At 50.3% G+C, this 17,840-nt stretch carries 16 protein-coding genes; 1 reads left to right on the plus strand and 15 read right to left on the minus strand.

Annotated features, from left to right (window positions below):
• Window positions 1-28 precede the first annotated feature (28 nt).
• The 12 genes from C8J48_RS14890 to C8J48_RS14945 all read right to left on the minus strand — a co-directional run bounded on the left by C8J48_RS14890 (window position 29) and on the right by C8J48_RS14945 (window position 11,719).
• Window positions 29-1,231 carry a glycosyltransferase family 4 protein gene (locus C8J48_RS14890; protein WP_107728033.1) on the minus strand — a complete coding sequence of 401 codons (1,203 nt, stop codon included), beginning with the start codon at window positions 1,229-1,231 and terminating at the stop codon, window positions 29-31.
• 48 nt (window positions 1,232-1,279) lie between these two features.
• Window positions 1,280-2,344, minus strand: a complete 1,065-nt coding sequence (gene wecB, locus C8J48_RS14895) for a non-hydrolyzing UDP-N-acetylglucosamine 2-epimerase (protein ID WP_107728034.1) — start codon at window positions 2,342-2,344, stop codon at window positions 1,280-1,282.
• Between the two features lie 181 nt (window positions 2,345-2,525).
• The gene (gene fabZ, locus C8J48_RS14900) at window positions 2,526-2,960 is read right to left on the minus strand and encodes a 3-hydroxyacyl-ACP dehydratase FabZ (RefSeq protein ID WP_211316657.1); all 435 of its coding nucleotides are present in this window, start codon (window positions 2,958-2,960) and stop codon (window positions 2,526-2,528) included.
• Between the two features lie 629 nt (window positions 2,961-3,589).
• Window positions 3,590-4,903, minus strand: coding sequence for an NAD-dependent malic enzyme (locus C8J48_RS14905; RefSeq protein WP_107728035.1), 1,314 nt, complete (start codon window positions 4,901-4,903; stop codon window positions 3,590-3,592).
• A 65-nt stretch (window positions 4,904-4,968) separates the two neighbouring features.
• The gene (locus tag C8J48_RS14910; protein ID WP_107728036.1) at window positions 4,969-5,490 is read right to left on the minus strand and encodes a CDP-alcohol phosphatidyltransferase family protein; all 522 of its coding nucleotides are present in this window, start codon (window positions 5,488-5,490) and stop codon (window positions 4,969-4,971) included.
• 116 nt (window positions 5,491-5,606) lie between these two features.
• Window positions 5,607-6,389 (minus strand): DNA-directed RNA polymerase subunit beta, encoded by a 783-nt coding sequence (locus C8J48_RS14915; RefSeq protein ID WP_107728037.1) that lies wholly within the window; start codon window positions 6,387-6,389, stop codon window positions 5,607-5,609.
• 342 nt (window positions 6,390-6,731) lie between these two features.
• Entirely contained in the window at window positions 6,732-7,025 is a 294-nt protein-coding gene (gene spoIIID / locus C8J48_RS14920; RefSeq protein WP_107728038.1) for a sporulation transcriptional regulator SpoIIID, read from the minus strand.
• 141 nt (window positions 7,026-7,166) lie between these two features.
• Window positions 7,167-7,838, minus strand: coding sequence for a M23 family metallopeptidase (locus tag C8J48_RS14925; protein ID WP_107728039.1), 672 nt, complete (start codon window positions 7,836-7,838; stop codon window positions 7,167-7,169).
• A 191-nt stretch (window positions 7,839-8,029) separates the two neighbouring features.
• Window positions 8,030-9,043, minus strand: a complete 1,014-nt coding sequence (gene spoIID / locus C8J48_RS14930; protein WP_107728040.1) for a stage II sporulation protein D — start codon at window positions 9,041-9,043, stop codon at window positions 8,030-8,032.
• Window positions 9,044-9,340: 297 nt separating this feature from the next.
• Window positions 9,341-10,642: a UDP-N-acetylglucosamine 1-carboxyvinyltransferase gene (gene murA, locus C8J48_RS14935; RefSeq protein WP_107728041.1), complete on the minus strand. Its 1,302-nt coding sequence runs from the start codon at window positions 10,640-10,642 to the stop codon at window positions 9,341-9,343.
• Between the two features lie 21 nt (window positions 10,643-10,663).
• Window positions 10,664-11,401, minus strand: a complete 738-nt coding sequence (locus tag C8J48_RS14940) for a YwmB family TATA-box binding protein (protein ID WP_170105584.1) — start codon at window positions 11,399-11,401, stop codon at window positions 10,664-10,666.
• Between the two features lie 75 nt (window positions 11,402-11,476).
• On the minus strand, window positions 11,477-11,719 hold the full coding sequence (locus C8J48_RS14945) for a DUF1146 domain-containing protein (RefSeq protein WP_107728043.1): 243 nt from the start codon (window positions 11,717-11,719) through the stop codon (window positions 11,477-11,479).
• A gap of 292 nt (window positions 11,720-12,011) precedes the next feature.
• Between C8J48_RS14945 and C8J48_RS14950 the strand changes: the two genes are divergently transcribed.
• Window positions 12,012-12,368: a DUF2512 family protein gene (locus C8J48_RS14950; RefSeq protein WP_107728044.1), complete on the plus strand. Its 357-nt coding sequence runs from the start codon at window positions 12,012-12,014 to the stop codon at window positions 12,366-12,368.
• A gap of 385 nt (window positions 12,369-12,753) precedes the next feature.
• Here C8J48_RS14950 and C8J48_RS14955 read toward each other — a convergent pair whose 3' ends face one another.
• The 3 genes from C8J48_RS14955 to nuoL are packed head-to-tail and all read right to left on the minus strand — an operon-like array spanning window position 12,754 to window position 17,648.
• Window positions 12,754-14,256, minus strand: a complete 1,503-nt coding sequence (locus tag C8J48_RS14955) for an NADH-quinone oxidoreductase subunit N (protein WP_107728045.1) — start codon at window positions 14,254-14,256, stop codon at window positions 12,754-12,756.
• A 3-nt stretch (window positions 14,257-14,259) separates the two neighbouring features.
• Complete coding sequence (locus tag C8J48_RS14960) at window positions 14,260-15,792, minus strand: complex I subunit 4 family protein (RefSeq protein ID WP_107728046.1); 1,533 nt, start codon at window positions 15,790-15,792, stop codon at window positions 14,260-14,262.
• Window positions 15,789-17,648 carry an NADH-quinone oxidoreductase subunit L gene (gene nuoL, locus C8J48_RS14965; protein WP_107728047.1) on the minus strand — a complete coding sequence of 620 codons (1,860 nt, stop codon included), beginning with the start codon at window positions 17,646-17,648 and terminating at the stop codon, window positions 15,789-15,791. Before nuoL ends, C8J48_RS14960 begins: the two co-directional genes overlap by 4 nt.
• Window positions 17,649-17,840: the final 192 nt, after the last annotated feature.

Here is a 17,840-nt window from a genome sequence, read left to right on the forward strand (position 1 = left end):
ACACCATTCTTTACAAAAACTCAGCATTCTATTTACATGCTTTACCTGTCACCTGTTGATACAGATTTAACATCCGTTCCGCGTTTCGTTTCCAAGTGAAGGAGCCTGCCTGTGTATAGGCCCGTTCCCCCATATCCAGATTGAGCCCCTCGTTATCCGTCAGCAAAATTTCGATATGCCGTTGCAGTTCTTCCGGTTGACGTGGCGGAACCAAAAAACCGGTCTTTTGATGCTGCAACACTTCTGAGATTCCGCCTACATTCGTGGCCACCACCGGCTTGCCACATCCCATCGCTTCCAATACGATCGAAGGCAAACCTTCACTCAAACTGGATAACGTAACCATATCACTAGCATTGATCCATAACGGGATTTCATCATACGGTCTGCGCCCCATAAAACGGACTCGATCATGGATCGATTTTTCGCGCGCTCGTTTCTTCAGTTCGGAACGGAGTGGACCGTCACCTACCAGTACCAGCTGTGTATCGGGATAACGGTGGGCCAACCCCGAGAACGCTTCCAATAAGTCGTTCAACCCTTTTACTTTATAGAGATTTCCCACAAATAGAATAATCTTTCCGGTGGGCGGTAAGTCTAAACGCTCCCGCGCAAGGTGCTGTGCCTGAGGGAAAAAACGCTCCGGATCAAAACCGTTATGAATCGTGGTCACATCTACCCCTGTGGCTAATTGTCGGATATCTCGCTTTAGGCGTTCACTCACCGTCACCACATGATCGCTGTCGTTTAACGCATTCTCCGTTCGTCGATACACACCGGCGCTTTTAAAGGGATAAAGGCGGATATCCGATCCGTGGATGGTCGTCACAATCGGTACTTGAAAAGTTTTCTTCAACAAGGTACCGGCATAGCCGTCGGGATAAATGGTGTGGCAATGGATCAGGTCAAATGAGGATGTCCGCCGCCATTCGGACAAAACGCGATAAAGGGAAGAATAGTACAAATATCCGTATACAGAGAAAAAGAGTCCGCCTGGAAACATCCAGGTCGGGACATATCGAATCGGAATATCGGCCATCGTCGCCGTAACGGGAAATTTGCGGTAATCCCGCCATTTTGGATAGAGAGGAAAGCGTGGGATCGGTGAGACCACCTGCATTTGTACTCCCTCTTTGGCCAAGGCTTTTACTTGGTTATGAACAAATATGCCAGACATCGGATTGGCGGGGTTGGGATACATATGGGAAATGACCAACACATTCAAGCTCATAGGCGCATTTATTCTCCCTTTCTATCAGCGGTTGGAATTGTGAAGAGGTCAGATTTGCTGGGTCAATGTCTCGATAATTCGTTTTGATGCCCGCCCATCGCCAAACACGGGCTGAACACGATTAAAATCGACGTTTATTTCTTCCACCGCTTGTAGAATGGCCTGACTGTCTGCACCGACCAATCGGTTTGCTCCTTGCTCTACCGTCTCTGTCCATTCGGTTTCATCCCGCATGGTGACACAAGGCACTTGCAACAGAAACGCTTCTTTTTGTACGCCTCCTGAATCGGTCAAGATCAGGGATGCGTTTGCTTCCAATTGCAACATGTCTAGATAACCGACGGGAGTGAGCAGGTGCAGTTGGGGATTATCCAATTTTAAGCTCGCCTGCTCCAAGCGCTGCCGGGTGCGCGGGTGAAGAGGAAGGACGGTTGGTTGCTGCAAGGCGTTGAGCGCTGCGGCGATTGAAGCCAAACGAGCAGGATCATCGGTATTTTCCGCTCGGTGCCAAGTAGCGAGTATGTATCCCTTCGGAACGAGATTGAATTGATCCAATACGCGGGAAGACTGTTGCGCCAATTGCCGATTGTGCAAAAGAGCGTCCACCATCACATCACCCACCTGATAAACCCCCGCGGTGATACCCTCTCGTTGCAGATGTGATACGGCGGTGTCTGTCGGGCAAAACAACAACCGCGAAACATGGTCCGTCAACACGCGATTGATCTCTTCCGGCATTTTCCGGTTAAAGCTGCGCAATCCCGCTTCCACATGAGCGACAGGGATATCCAGTTTGGCCGCAGCCAACGCTCCCGCCAATGTCGTGTTGGTATCCCCATACACCATCACCCAATCCGGTTTTTCCTCTATCAACACCCTTTCCACTCTTGCCAGCATTTCTCCTGTTTGTTCGCCGTGGGATTTGGATCCGATCCCCAAATGATAATCGGGTCGTGGAATTTCCAATTCCTCAAAAAACACATCCGACATCGCGGCATCATAATGTTGACCGGAATGAACCAATACTTCGTGAGCGTGACGACGCAATTCACGGGAAACCGGTGCTGCCTTGATAAATTGGGGCCTTGCGCCTATGATGGTAAGTACTTTCATGCGGTTCCCTCCTGCTGATTAATTATTAATTTATTGTTAAAAATACAAAGATACATCCTAAAACGAAGGTACTGCGCACTATTGTACGAAGTACCTTTTTCACTTAAACCCAGCTTTAATAATAAACGGGTAAAACTCGTATTTTGTTTTAAAAATATGATACGTTTTCATTTCTCTTTAATCATTTGGCGTCATGAATGGCAAACATCAACTCTCCTTCAGCCACCACTTGATCCCCTACACGAGCCACACCTTTTCCTTTTCCCATCGAGGCGCGCACACGGAGCATTTCCACCTCCAGGTGAAGGGTATCCCCCGGTTTAACCTGACCGCGGAAGCGAAAGCGATCGATGCCGGCAAAAAAGCCAATTTTACCCCGATTCTCTTCCAGCCCCAGCACTGCATAGGATCCAACCTGAGCCAATGCTTCCACGATGAGAACACCCGGCATCACCGGATATCCGGGAAAATGCCCTTGAAAAAACGGCTCGTTAACAGTCACATTTTTGACGCCGACCGCTCTTTTTCCTTCTTCACATTCCAAAATACGGTCTACCAGCAAAAAAGGGTAACGATGGGGAATCACTTCCTGAATCTTGGTAACGTCGATCTCCAATGTGCTGACCTCTCCTTCCGAACTATAAAACAGTGATATCCAAACTTGTTGATTCCGCGTTTAGGATGTTAGGCGTTTTATGTATCATCAACAAGTCTGAGTGTTTTCGTTTATGATTGTACCACACTCCCAAAAAAACCGGCGAAAACCCGGTCACAAGTCCCTGTGGAGGCGAATTTTTAAGTCTGTGTGCTCTTGCTGTTTAAAAAGAAGAAGACAACTGTCCGCTTCAGCCACCGACTGAAAAGGCCTAATGCGGGGGTACTCCCCTCGTATGGCTGCGGCTATGTCACTCTTAATGTATAATATTGGTACACTTCCTCTCTTTTCATGTATGAAGGGGGTTAGGAGTGCCGACAATAACCATGTCCCTCGCTTACTAGTGGCGAAGGGTTCAAATAAAAGGCACCAGAGGATTTCCTCTGGTGCCCTTTATTTACGAGAAGAGATTTTTGAATCTGCGTGCTCTTGCTGTTTGCAATAAAGTTAGAACTGTCCGCTTCAGCCCCCGAGGGTGGGAGCGGGCAAAACTCGTTATCGCTCAAACACATAGCCCGCTTTTTCCCACTCTCGGCGGCTTACGCTAAGTGGCACAGCAAAGGCACTTCGCTTTCAAAAACCCCTTCAATTTATCCTTTTCGAGCGACTGTTTCCACTGCCTCGGCCACTTCCTGGTGTACTTGTGGGTCGAGGGGATGGGGAACCAACTCCCCTTTTTTCGTACAGGAGGCGATGGCCTCCGCTGCTGCCACCAACATCGGATGGGTGATTTCCGGTGCACGGGCATTGAGAACACCACGGAAGATTCCCGGAAAGCCCAATACATTGTTGACCGAGCGCCCGTCAGCAGCAAAAGCCGCTCCTGCTTCCAACGCCGTCTCCGGTTCAATTTCCGGTTTGGGGTTGGACAAAGCCAGGATCACTTGACCCGGGCGGACCCATTCCGGCTTAATCAACCCAGGAACACCGGTCGTTGCCACAATAATATCCGCACGCTCCATCATTTCTTCTAAATCAGCCACGGCTTCTCCACCGATCTCCTGTAACCGTTCCTTCGCTTTATCGGATTTATCCGCTCCATACAGCTTCTCAATCCCATATGCCTGAAACATGCGTACAATCGCTAAACCAGCGGCACCCAATCCGATTTGTCCCACGGCAGCGTTTTTCAATTCGACGCCTGCGCTTTTACAGGCAGAGATGACAGCTGCCAGGGTAACCACCGCTGTCCCATGCTGGTCATCGTGCATAACTGGGATCGGTAACTCTTTTTTCAGACGCTCTTCCACTTCAAAACAATGGGGGGAGCCGATGTCTTCCAACAAAATGCCACCAAAGGTGGGGGAGATCCGCTTCACCGTCTCTACAATCTCATCGGGATCTTTTGTATTCAGCAAAATGGGAACCCCGCTGATCCCGGCAAAACGATCAAATAGAACCGCCTTTCCTTCCATCACCGGCATACCCGCCAACGGCCCAATGTCACCCAATCCCAGAATGGCCGTACCATCGGTTACAATCGCCACCGAGTTGCCGATGCTCGTATAGATCCAGGCTTTTTCCGGTTCTTGTTCAATCGTACGACAAACATTGGCCACCCCCGGCGTATATACACGCCGCAAATCAGCCAAAGAACGCACATCGAGGCGACTCTTAACTTGAATCTTTCCACCTTCATGGGCTCTAAGCACATCATCGGATACCGTATGAAGAATAATGCCATCTTCTAGCTTCTTGATAGCTGTCAGCACCTGCTCCAGATGTTCGTCGTCATCACAATGAACAGTAATATTGCGCATCGTGGAAGTGGGGCCCACTTGGACAGTTTCCACCTCTCCGATATCTCCTCCAGCCATCCCGATCGCTGTTGCCACTTTCCCCAGATTTCCGGGAATCGATGGCGTTTCCACAAAAAGAGAGCGTATAATATTTCTTTCCGGCAATGAAGACACCTCCGTCATGAGTACAAGGCGTCAAGGCTCGTCTGATCAACGACTCCCTGACGATTTTACATCCATTTCTGATTCAGCAACTTAAATTGAAAGAGATAGACAAAAGAGGTGAGAAATGAGAAAACAATCACACCCCACAAAAACATCTCAGCACCGGGTTGATCAAATATTAGCAGAAAAAGTGCAATATAGTACAATACCGTTGTCATTTTCCCCATCAGATTAGCGGATATCGTCGCTTTCCTTTGGAAATGAAAAAAAGCGGTAGTCACAATCATTCCGAGGTCACGTATAAAAACGGCTGCTGTCGCAACAAAGCCGACACGCTGCGTCAGAAGGAGGGAGAGAAAAACAGCTAACACCATCAATTTGTCAACCAGGGGATCCAGCATACTCCCCAGCTGGGTCACTTGTCGGCTGCGGCGAGCCAGATAACCATCAACCACATCGGTCAAGCCCGCCAACAACAGCACTCCAAATGACCAATACATCCGGTTTGGAATATCGGAAAAAAATAAGAGCAAATACAATGGAATCAAAATAAACCGGCACAAAGTGATCATGTTAGGTACATTCATTCCGGGTCCCTCCTCCCAAGCCTCCGCTTGGTATTATACCCGGTATCCCCTAACTTACGCTTTTTCACGTGAAAAGACCCCGTCTCACCTGCTGTTCGGTGAGGACGGGTTCTTCTCTACCCGTAGATGAGATCATATAGATGTTGCCAGAGATCCCGCGAAAAGATTTCTCCAGCGGAATCTTCCCCAACAACACTATAACCGATTAACAATCCTCCAATCAATGCAACAGCTGCCAATACCGGAAGTCCAAGAAATAGATAGAGCAGTACTTTCCAACCTGTGCGAATGCCTCGCTTTCTTTCAGGTTCTTCATCGATTTCGGATTTAGGCGCGATTTCCTGCGATAAGGCTGGCGCAACTTGGAAAGTATTAACTTCTTCTGAGGTCTCAGCCGCTTGCTCTTGTTGCAGTTGCCCTGAACCGGCAGGAATGGTCCCCTCGCCGGCGCTTGCTCCTTCCCCTTTTTTCCAAATCAATCGGCCCGCGGGCTCCTGTTTATCTTCGATAATCGGAGCACATTGATCTGATTCCGGTTCGCCTTTGTCTGTCTCCGCTCGTTGGTCTTCTTCCGTTGACGGGAACTCTGCTCGGTCGGAAGTGGGCAATATAGTCTCCCACTGGTCGAGGATGGCTTGTTCCTGTTGCTGTTGTTCTCGTTCCGACACAGTGTCCTCATCATCGGAGGACTCTTCCGATTTCATTCGCGTGATCGACGCACGGTCCATCTCTTCCCGCTCAACCTCCACCCCATCCCGTTCCAGCTCCGTATCCAGCTCTGAACCCGCTGCAATCGCAGGCTCATGTTGTTGTGGCGGACGGCTGATTTTATCTTCCAAACGGTTTTTGTTTTGGTCAGCTTCCCTTTCATGGGGCTGTTTTTGCTCTTTCCCCTGCATGTTGGTTATCCTTTCCGAGCAACTTATTTTTCTCTCGTGACTTTACTGGAAGCTCGTCCATCACACCACCACGTCCATCTATGTACAATCTTCTTTTATCTCTCACCAACTGCTGTCACTCTATAGATAGAATATATCGTAACTGCTTTTTGAAGTCCACTCCATCACAGCGGTTGATAGCGGTAAGTTCAATTTTCGGTCAAATGAACGAAAAAGAAACCAGGTGGAATGTATGACGATTTCCACCCTTAGCCTAATCCATATATCGATGGTAAAATTCAAAAGACCATTTGGCTTATATCACTGTGGAGTATGCGGGCGGGGTGTGCCTCTCTTTTTAACCTAGACCTGGGCGGTGGTTTCTAAATCTTTCTTCTCTGACTTCGATCGGGTGCGTGTATATTTAATTTTTGTTGCTTCTCCACCGCGAAGATGACGAATGGATTTGTGATATTCCAGAATCTCCTTTACTTGGTTGGCCAGATCGGAGTTGATTTCGGGCAGTCTTTCCGTCAAGTCTTTATGCACCGTACTTTTGGAAACCCCAAACTCTTTCGCGATTGTGCGGACGGTGTTTCGGGTTTCCACGAAATAACGCCCTATTTTGATCGTCCGCTCTTTGATGTAGTCGTGCACTCCCCTCGCCTCCCTCTCCTCAATGTCTGGTACATTATATGAGGCCATTTCGCGGTTATTCTCATCTAACAAGCCATGACAAGCTCATTTACTCGTTTTTACACAATAAAAAACCCACCTTAGGAAAAGGTGGGTTACTGTTCATTTCAGATAGGAAGCCGGGTTGACGGATTCGCCGTCCTTCCGCACTTCATAGTGCAAATGGATGCCAGCTTCTTTTTCAAACTTATTGCGGCCTGCTTTGCCGATGATATCACCTTGGGAAAGCGATTGTCCTTTTTTCACCTGGATTTGATCCAAACTTTGATAGACGGTTACCAGACCATCGCTGTGTTCCACTTCCACTTGCTGACCATTGAGGGGATGCTCTTCTACCCGAGTCACCTTTCCGTCCAGTGTTGCCAGGACATCAAAGGTTTTTCCATCTTTGCGGGCATAATTGATCCCGGAGTGAGGCCAGTATGTGTTGGCGTATTGAACCAATGCAGCCTCTTTTGTTTTTTCAGAACCGGCTTCATCGTAATAGCCCATCGTTTCAACCGCTTCTGAATCTTCTTGGAAGGGGTGTATCATATTTTGCGCTTGTTTGCTGGCTGGGACCGTCTCTTGGCCCAGTTCTTGTTCCAAGCCCGTGTTGGGATTGGTGACATCGCGATCTTGGGCGCCCTGATACCACCACACCAGGCTGAGAATAAGTGCTGCAGATGCCAAGTAGACGGCGGGGAAGAACCACTTTTTTGAAAATAAACGCTTCCATTTGAGACTAGAAATTTTTTCAACCGTTTTGTTCGGTTTATTGTCTTCAGGTTTCATTTGGTTATCACCTCAGGATCCATTGTGGACAGGACCCTGGGGTTTTATACCTTTTAAGCAGCATTTTTCTAGGGTTGATAGGGGTAGAACCCCTTACCGTTCTTTGAGTTTCCTCTGAACACCATATCAATCTAGTGTCTAATTAGGGAAGGATTTTTGAGTCTGCGTGCTTACAAAATCGAACGAATCATCTATTCCTCATCTTGTTCCACTGCAGTGATATCCACTCCGCGATAATAGTGGGCGATGATCTCTTCCGCCGTTTTCTCTTGCTGTGCCATCAGGTTGGCGCCCCATTGACTCATGCCGACACCGTGGCCATACCCCTTAGTACGAAAGGTGATCTCGTTTTCATCTATGGACCATTCAAAGTCCGAAGAGGCCAAGTCCAGCGCCTCACGCACTTGCCTGCCGGTAAAATCTTGGTCCCCAACCCGAACCGTTGCCACCCGTTCGCCTTCGGTCCGCTTCTTCACTTCCATCCACCCGCTTCCACTTGCGGCGGAGACCGCTACTTTCTTCCCTGTCTTCTCCTGCAACTTCTGCAACAAATCCGACACAGAAACTTTCTTTTCATCCAAGTACTTCGGTGATTCTTCATCCCAAGAGGAATCGACACTTCTCAGATAGGGATAGCTCTCTTCAAAATAATCCTCAGCATTCTCGGTTAAGCCGTTGCTGGTAGAAAAAAAAGCGGCATAAATCGGTTTCCCATCATACATGATCACTTTACCCTGAGTCGCCTGTACGGCTTCGTTCACTTTTTGGGAATACTGCTGATACTGGTTTTTCCACTTTTCCCGCAACTGTTCATCCGGCAGATAAGCTTGATGTTGTACGGTATCAGACACTTGGGCGGCTGCCGCTTCTTCCCCCATCGCTTCCATATCGGAAAAGTTTCCGCGCTGCATGCGATCCACAATATAGGTCCGTGCCGCCAACGCTTGTGCTTTTAGTGCTTCCGTATGAAATTCAGCAGGCATTTCCGCCGCTACGACGCCGCGGATATACGCTTCCAAGGGAACATCCACCACTTTTTTCTCCTCTGTCAGATATACTTTGACATCGGGTCCCTCCGACAATAACGGCTTCTCCCGCTCCTGTGCATCCCTTCCCCCGTCGGTCTGGATGGAAACTAACGATGCGGGCAGGACAATCATCAACCCGATCAACACCGCAACAAATAGCAGAATGCCTTTGTGCATGATCCCGTCCCCGCCCTCCTGTCTGGTGCTAGGACAACCATCCCTATCACTGTATGCGCAGGGACAAATGGGTAGAACTTCGATCGATCAGACGAGCAACCGAAAAGGCGAGTCTCGCGTTATATCGCCTCCGTCACCCCGTCTCCAGATCTCGCTACACACTCCAAAGCACTCGTCTCGCCTTGGTCTATTCGGTCTCAGGTCTAGCTTCGCAATCAACGAGATTTGATGTTGTGCTATATAAAAAAGAGACAACCGTCGGTCACGGTTGTCCCTGTTTGAGTTTCATCCGAAAAATTAAGCGTAAGAGTGCTGTTGAAGTCGTTGCTGTTCTTCTTCATCTTCGTTGACACGCACAATATCGGCACCCAGAGCGGACAATTTTTCAACCAGGCCGACATAACCCCGGTCAATGTGGTGAAGGTCCGTCACTTCCGTTGCTCCCTCGGCCACCAACCCGACCAATACAAGCGCAGCACCGGCACGCAGATCCGTCGCTTTCACCTGTGCACCAGAGAGGGGATGTCCGCCTTCGATCAAGACGGAACGGCCGTCGATTTTCATTTTGGCGCCCATGCGTTTCATCTCTTCCACATGCATAAAGCGATTTTCAAAAACCGTCTCCGTCAACATGCCGTTACCCTCCGCCGTCAGCAGCAGCGCCATAATCTGCGACTGCATATCGGTGGGAAAACCAGGATAGGGTAAGGTTTTTACATCCACCGGTTTTAGAGGCGACTCGGCCCGGACGTGAATCCCGTTTTCCCCTTCCAACACTTCCACGCCCATCTCTCGCATCTTAGCGATCAAGGGGTTGAGGTGATCGGAAATCGCCCCTTCCACAAACACTTCCCCACGAGTGATGGCGCCTGCCACCATATAGGTACCCGCTTCAATTCGATCGGGAATAACCGCATACTCGGTCCCATGCAGAAAATCGACGCCGTCGATGCGAATGGTATCCGTACCCGCTCCGCGCACACGCCCACCCATGGCATTGATAAAGTTGGCCAAGTCGACGATCTCCGGTTCACAGGCGGCATTTTCGATAATGGTCCGCCCTTCCGCCAGTGCAGCGGCCATCATAATATTTTCCGTGGCTCCTACGCTGGCTACATCCAAGTAAATACGAGCACCCCGCAGCCGATCCGGCACATGTCCATAAATCGCACCCTGGTCAATCTCAAATTGGGCCCCCATCGCTTCCAGGCCTTTCAGGTGTTGATCGATTGGACGGCTGCCGATGGCACACCCTCCCGGCAACGGAATGCGACCGTGTTTTTTACGCGCCAAAAGCGGCCCCATCACAAGAAATGAGGCTCTCATCTTTCTCACCAATTCATAGGGGGCTTCTGTTACATTCAATTTTTCTGCGTTGACGGTGATGGTTTCATCCTTCAATTCTGCGGCAATACCCAAGCTTTGCAACAATTCCGTAATCGTCTTCACATCTTCCAACATCGGGACATCCTGAATAACGTTGGTGCCTCGCGCCGACAAAATCGACGCAGCGATAATCGGTAAGACAGCGTTTTTTGCTCCGTGAACTTTGACACGACCTTTTAGCCGGTTGCCGCCCCGGACGATGATTTTTTCCAAATCTCTTCCCTCCGCGCAGAACTAATATTCGATCGTGATAATTGGGGTGCCCACAGTAAGGATAATCCCGTCGTCATTGTGGTCGTATTTTGCTGCCACTTGAACGTTCATTCTCCCGCCACTCGTGGTCAATCCCCTGGAAAAAAGAGGGGTATACGCAGACACACTGGTTGTACGTTCGGTATGCATCGATTCTACTTCATTTGCTCCTAGATGTTGAAGCACGGAACCGATCACCCGGTCTCGATCCGATTGATCCATCGAGGTGGATGCGGACGATAGACGCCCCTGTAACGAAAAATGAATGCGAGGTTGAATCTGATTTTGTTGAAGTGTTTGGATGATACGGTTTCGGGCATCGGACAACTGGTGCGAATCCGGGTGTCCGCGACCCGTCACTTGAATGGAGATATATGGTTGCACAAATGATTGGTGTGGCTTATCGTTGATAACGATACATTGGACACGGATGTTTCGTCCCCAATTCCCTTCGGCGGTCCAACGGGTTCCATCGGCAAATACCGTCGGGTCTGCAAGCTCCAAATTCCATGCCTGCGCCAAACGCTCAGCCAAATGTTGAACCTCTTCCTGCGGGATTTGGCGGGAGCGCCCTCCGTGATGAATATTGTATCGTTCTGTTTCGGTTCCTGTTTTTTGCCATGTTTCAAGGAGTGTTGCCTCCGGGTCGGGCTGTGGCACTGACGCGACCAATAAGCCTGCTATCCATACAACCACGACCAAAACGATCCCTTTCTTCATGCCAATCCTCTCCCACCGTTCTTTTTTCTCCATTGTTCACGGATGGGAGAAAAGATATACTGGCTTTTACCCTAATCAGCCGAAAAGCAGGCCAATCATACGGGACCACCCGGAGTAATCAATCAAAAAGGTGGCTAAACCATGCCCCAGCACAATGGCAAGCACTGCACGCAAAGCCTTAGCTTGCACATTTCGAGGATCGCGCAAGAAAAGATCAAGGCGAACGTTTAAAAGCACCCACCAACTGGCAGCGATGCATAAAAGGGATAACATGATGTTGACGAGGGCACTGACAGCAAGACCCGTCGTTCCTTCCATAAAAGGTCGCACTCCCTTTGTTCCATTGTTCACGATATTCCCATGCTAACCTAAAACCTGAACAAACGCAACGGTTTCAAAGAAACCGCAGGAATCATGATAAAATGGACCCGGGTCCGATTTCCGTTTTCCTTTTATCAGGGTTTGTCAGCAGCCTCACCGGTTTCAATAAAATCGTTTGACACTCTCACCTCTTCACACCCGCTCATAGGGGCAAGCACTTCTGAGTTATAATATAACAAACCCCGGACATCCGTCCGTTCAATCCTGTCGAGTGAAGGAGTCGTCCACGATGTGGATCAATTTTGGCTGTAAAGCGATATGGGCTTTTTTTGTCATCGCCTTGTTTCATTACGGCTTTACCGATGTCACCATCGCTCCCTTTCTCCCTTTGCTTGTCGCCGCCGTCTCGGTAGCACTGGTGGGAACATGGCTCGATTATTTGCTATTGCCGCATCGAAGCGTCATGACAGCCGCTCTGATCGATTTATTGGCTTTTTCGCTCCTTTTGTACGGATTGCAATATCTCTTTTCTGATTACTCCCTCACCAATCATGCCGCATTGACGATTGGCCTCATCCTGGCTTTGCTGGAATGGATGGTTCATCGTCAAATTTATCGACAACCCCGTTATCGGACACAGGAGTAAACAAATAGCCCGATCAGTGATGATCGGGTTGAGGATACGAACGTTCTATCACAAAACATTTCGGTATAATTATCCCCCTTAGGCTCCCACAGTCACCCTCACAAGTCACTTCTCGATCGATTTATTCCCATGTCAAAGGAACGATCCTGCAACCAAAAGAATGAGAAGGGATAATGCGATCACGCTCTTTTTTTCATTTTGTTCTACTCCTTCTATGGGGAGAAGAGAGGAGCTCGCAACGAACGTAAGGCTACTGACCTTTGTCAGCAGCCTTCATATCCCAATCCCTCTTGGCTTTGGTTGTCTTGACGTGAACGAGTACAATTTGGTTGATCCTGACAGAGTTCGACCGGACTCATCAATTTTGCCAGTGATCGGGCTTTTCTTATCCCCCTCCGCTCTGGATCGGGATCAAGGCAGCACCCCAATCCAGAGTCGCCAGCCAATCCAGTGTCCATTGCGGCATAAAGCCCAAAGCCAGCGTACCGACAACCGAGACCAGGATCACAATTCCCGCACCGATTGGAAGCGGAAATCGCTCCGAGGTGAGTGGGGTGCGGAAATACATCATCCGAATGACACCAAAGTAATAGTAATAGGAAACGACGGTCGTCACCAACATTAGACCGGCAAGCCACAGATGGTCGGTTCCCACCGCCCCCATCAGGATGTAAAACTTGCCGATGAAACCGGCGGTAATGGGAATCCCCGCTAGAGACACCATAAACAGCGCCATTGCCGCAGCCAGCAGTGGATTTTTACGGGAAAGGCCAGCAAAGGCATGGAGCGTTTCCGCGCCGGTACGATGTTCCACCAGCATCAGCACCACAAATGCACCCAAGGTCATAAACAGGTAAGCGATCAAATAGTAGATTAAGCTTTCAAACAGAAATCCGAGTGTGGCGAGGGGAACGAGCATATAACCGGCATGAGCCACACTGGAGTAGGCCAGCATCCGTTTGAGGTTGATTTGCCGTAGCGCAATCGTATTACCCACCACCATTGACGCCGCCGCCAAGATCAGCAGCGCCTGGGCTGACAACGGCTCTTCCATCTGGCTTTGGTAGAGGAAATAATACCCGCCAAATACAACCCGAAAAATCAACGCAAATGCCGCCGTTTTAGAAACCACCGACAAAAACGCGGTCACCGTGGTGGCAGCTCCTTGATACACATCCGGCGCCCACATATGAAAGGGTGCAGCCGCCACTTTAAAGCCAAATCCAAACAGCATCAGGAACAGCGATAAATAGACGAATAACTCATACCCGCCGCCATAGGCATCCGCCAGTCGGGCCTGCATCTCGTATAGATTGGTGGTTCCGGTCAAGCCGTAGGCAAATGACATCCCGTACAGGATAAAAGCAGATGAGACGCCTCCCATCACCACATACTTCCACGCCGCTTCAGCGGATTCCATACGCCGCTTCCGCAGCCCCACCAATATATAGGAAGAGATGCTCAACAGCTCCAACCCGACAAACAGGGTAATCATATCGGCTGAGGCCGTCATCAACATTCCGCCCAAGAGGGCAGCCAACAACAGATAGTAGTATTCTCCCTGAGCCTGAATCCCATCATCGCGGACACTTGACAACGATGACAAAAACAGCAGCGCAGCCCCCGCCAACAGGATCAACTTCAGTATCAATCCAAAGTCATCCACACGGTACGTATCAGCCAGCACCTCATAAGGAGGATTTCCTAATTGAAAAGCCGCAAACACTCCCGCTGCGATGATGGCAGCCAGACCCACCCCACCCAGCCAACGTCTGTCACTGTCCGCTTTTAGAAACAGATCCACGATGGAGAGGAGGGCGGCAGCAGCCAGAACGATCAGCTCTGGCCCCATCACGGTCCAATCATAATCTAAGAGATATCGTTCCATTCCCTACCCTCCTATCTTGGACACGATTGTTTGTATGGTGGTCTGCATCGGATCTCCCAACACCGCCGGCCAGACGCCGATCAGCATGATCAGTCCCAGCATGACCAACATGGGTGCCGCTTCTTTTGCTTTTAAATCCGATAGAGATGCCCACCGCTCCGAAATCGGGCCAAAATTGATTTGCATCACGGCACGCAAGGTATAGACCGCAGTCAAGATCAATCCGATTACACCGATAGCAGCCAGTACCGGAAATGGTGAAAAGAAGCCGAGAAAGGCCTGAAACTCAGCAATAAAGCCGGACATTCCCGGCAAGCCCAACAGCGCCAGCCCCCCGGCTAAAAAGATCCCGGACAATACCGGCACAGACCGGGACAAGCCGCCTAACTCCCGGATATCAGTGGTGCGAGTGCGCTGGTATAACGCCCCGATAAAGAAGAACAGCAGCGCAGAGATAAACCCATGGGAAACCGCCTGAAAGACGGCGCCCTGCAAACCGATATCATTGAGGGCAGCGATCCCCAACAGGATAATACCCATATGGCTGACACTGGAGAAGGCCAACACCCGCTTAAGATCGGTCTGGACAAAGGCGAGCACCGCTCCGTACAAAATATTGATCACACCCAAAAGTCCCAGCCATGGGGCGATAGCAACCACCTGAGCGGGAAAAAGGTCAACTCCAAAGCGGATTAACCCGTAGGCCCCCATCTTCAGCAACACACCAGAGTGAACCATGACCACCGCTGGTGGTGCCTCCGTATGCACCCGTAGCATCCAGCTATGAAAAGGAAAAATCGGCAGCTTAATCCCAAAGGCGATCACCAAAGCGAGAAAAACTGTCCACACTAAATTACGAATAATCGGGTCTTGTTCCATCACCAGGCCCAGCTCGGGATTGGCGCTCATCTGCCGCAATTGTTCCAGATCAAGCGTCTGAAACAGAAACAGCAACCCGATAAATCCCAGCAACATCAAAGCCGATCCCACGCCGTTGTAGAGCAAAAACTGATTGGCCGCCCGCTCGCGGTAAACCGCTCCCCAGATTCCGATTAAAAAGAAGAGCGTTACCAATGTCACCTCAAAAAAGAGGAAAAAGAGAAACAGATCACGGGCCATGAAAACCCCCATCATCCCTACCTCCAGCAGTAGAAAGACGGTAAAGTATCCCTTTAATCGTTCTCGTATGTACAACGCGGAGGCGATAGCAGCTAGGACGGCAATGATGGCGGTTAGGACCACCAACGGCAGCGAGAGTCCGTCTACTCCCAGATGATAATGAAAGTCCAGCCCTACTCCCTGCTGAATCGGGATCGAAAACCAGGTGATTTTTTGCTGAAATTGCACAGTGGCTATCGTCACATCAAATCGAATCGCCATCAGGACGGCCAACAGCAACGGCGGAACAGTAGCCGCTACACCGACTCCACGCAGCCAAGCCGTCTGTGCGCGCGGGAGAAATAGCAACACCAACACACCGAAAAGCGGGGAGAAGATGATCCACGTCGGTAAGGTTTGTAGCAATCCTTCCATCATTCAAACAACCTCCCCGCAGTCAAGCTAACCATCAGGATGACCAACCCGATCACACTAACCAACACATAGGTTTGAAATTGACCTGTTTGTAGAGCGGCACCCAAGCGGCCCAGACCGCGCATCACGGCGGTGGCCAATCCGACCAGACCCTGGATCACCCACCGATCAAACCAAGAAAGAAGTACCCCTAGCCCCCGGTAAGGACGAACAATCGCCGCATCATAAGCTTCATCTACTCCGTATTTTTGCAGTAACACCCGATGTGCCCAGGGAGCCGCTCCAGCCACTCGCTCCGGATTAATCTGACCGCGGTCGTACATCGCCCAGGCGAGAGCAATGCCGCCCACAGCGAGCAAAACCGTTACCAACGGCAGCCACCAGGGAGCAGCGACGGCAGATGCCTCCAATCCTGTCCCGGTTGTCAGCCATTGTGAGAAAGCGTGAGTAGGAAACTCCACAAAACCGGAGCCGACGGAGAGAACTGCCAACACCGCCATTGGCCACACCATTCCCGCCGGTACTTTTTTGTCCGCTTCTCCCTTTTGCTCACCGAAGAAGACGAGGAAAAACAGACGAAACAGATAAAAGGCGGTAAAGAAGGCAGCGACCATTCCTAAAGCCAATACTCCGAACCGTCCGTCAGCATATGCGCTGAGCAACACCTTTTCCTTGGAAAAGAAGCCGCTAAAAGGGGGAATGCCCGCCAAAGCCAGACAGCCGATCAAAAACAGCCACCCCAGCCCGCGATGGGTCTGCCACAAGCCACCCATCCGCCGGATATCCTGTTCGTGATGCAATACCGTGATCACCGCACCCGCCGCCAAAAACAGCAACGCTTTAAAAAAGGCGTGGGTCATCAGATGAAAGACACCGGCTGTATATCCTGCCGCCCCTAGCGCCAACATCATATAACCCAGCTGACTGACGGTGGAATAGGCCAAGATCCGTTTGATATCGTTTTGCACTAGAGCGATGGAAGCGGCAAAAATAGCGGTAAACGCTCCAACGTAGGCAACCGTGTCCAGGGCGAGAGGGGATGCTTCAAACAATGGAAATGTCCGTGCCACTAAAAACACCCCAGCCGCTACCATCGTTGCTGCATGAATCAAGGCACTGACTGGAGTAGGTCCCTCCATCGCATCGGGCAACCATGTGTGCAACGGAAATTGTCCCGATTTTCCGATCGCTCCCACAAAGAGTAAAATCGCGATCCACGGCAGCACAGCCGTATCTACACCGCCGGATTGGACCGCTGCAAAGATGGGTCCCAGTTCAAAGCTGCCCGTTTGCCAAAAGAGGAGAACAATGGCGACAAACAGACCAACATCACCGATGCGGGTAACGATAAACGCCTTTTTGGCCGCCGCTTTTGCCGCCGGCTTCCAGTACCAAAAACCGATCAACAGGAATGAGCAGACACCGACCAGCTCCCAAAATATATACAGCTGTACCAAGTTGGGGGAGAGAACCAAACCCAACATGGAAAAGGTAAACAGGGAGAGATAGGCGTAAAAGGTCGGTACCCGTTCGTCACCTGCCATGTAGCTTTTGGCGTACACCTGCACAAGCAAACTAACCAAACTGACAACGACCAACATCATGGCGACGAGCGGGGTAACCTCCACTCCAAAGGGGATAACGGCTTCCCCCACTCGCAACCATTCCCAGGTGGCCAAGGCCGTCTCTGTCACTCCTATGCTTCGCCACAGGATGAACAGCGAAACGACGAGAGAGCCGAAGGCCGCTAGGCTTCCGATCACAGCGGCCCAGCTTTCGCTCCAGCGCGTTCGTCCCGCTAACAGCAACAAAAATGCCACCAAGGGAAAGAGGGGTATGTACCACACATACGCAATCATGGGATCACCCGTCCTCTGTCCTGATTGTAGTGTCGATTTCACATTTTTTTGGATCGTACATCAAGCTTTCAGGCACACCCAGTCATTGTTCGATCTCGAGGGAAGGTTGAGCGATCAGATACTCCACAGTCTTCCAAGTGAAGTAACCGTAGCGAGACTTAAGCTTAAAAGTACAGGGCGAGACTCGGAAAC

The organism is Desmospora activa DSM 45169, assembly GCF_003046315.1.
GTDB classification, from domain to species: domain Bacteria; phylum Bacillota; class Bacilli; order Thermoactinomycetales; family DSM-45169; genus Desmospora; species Desmospora activa.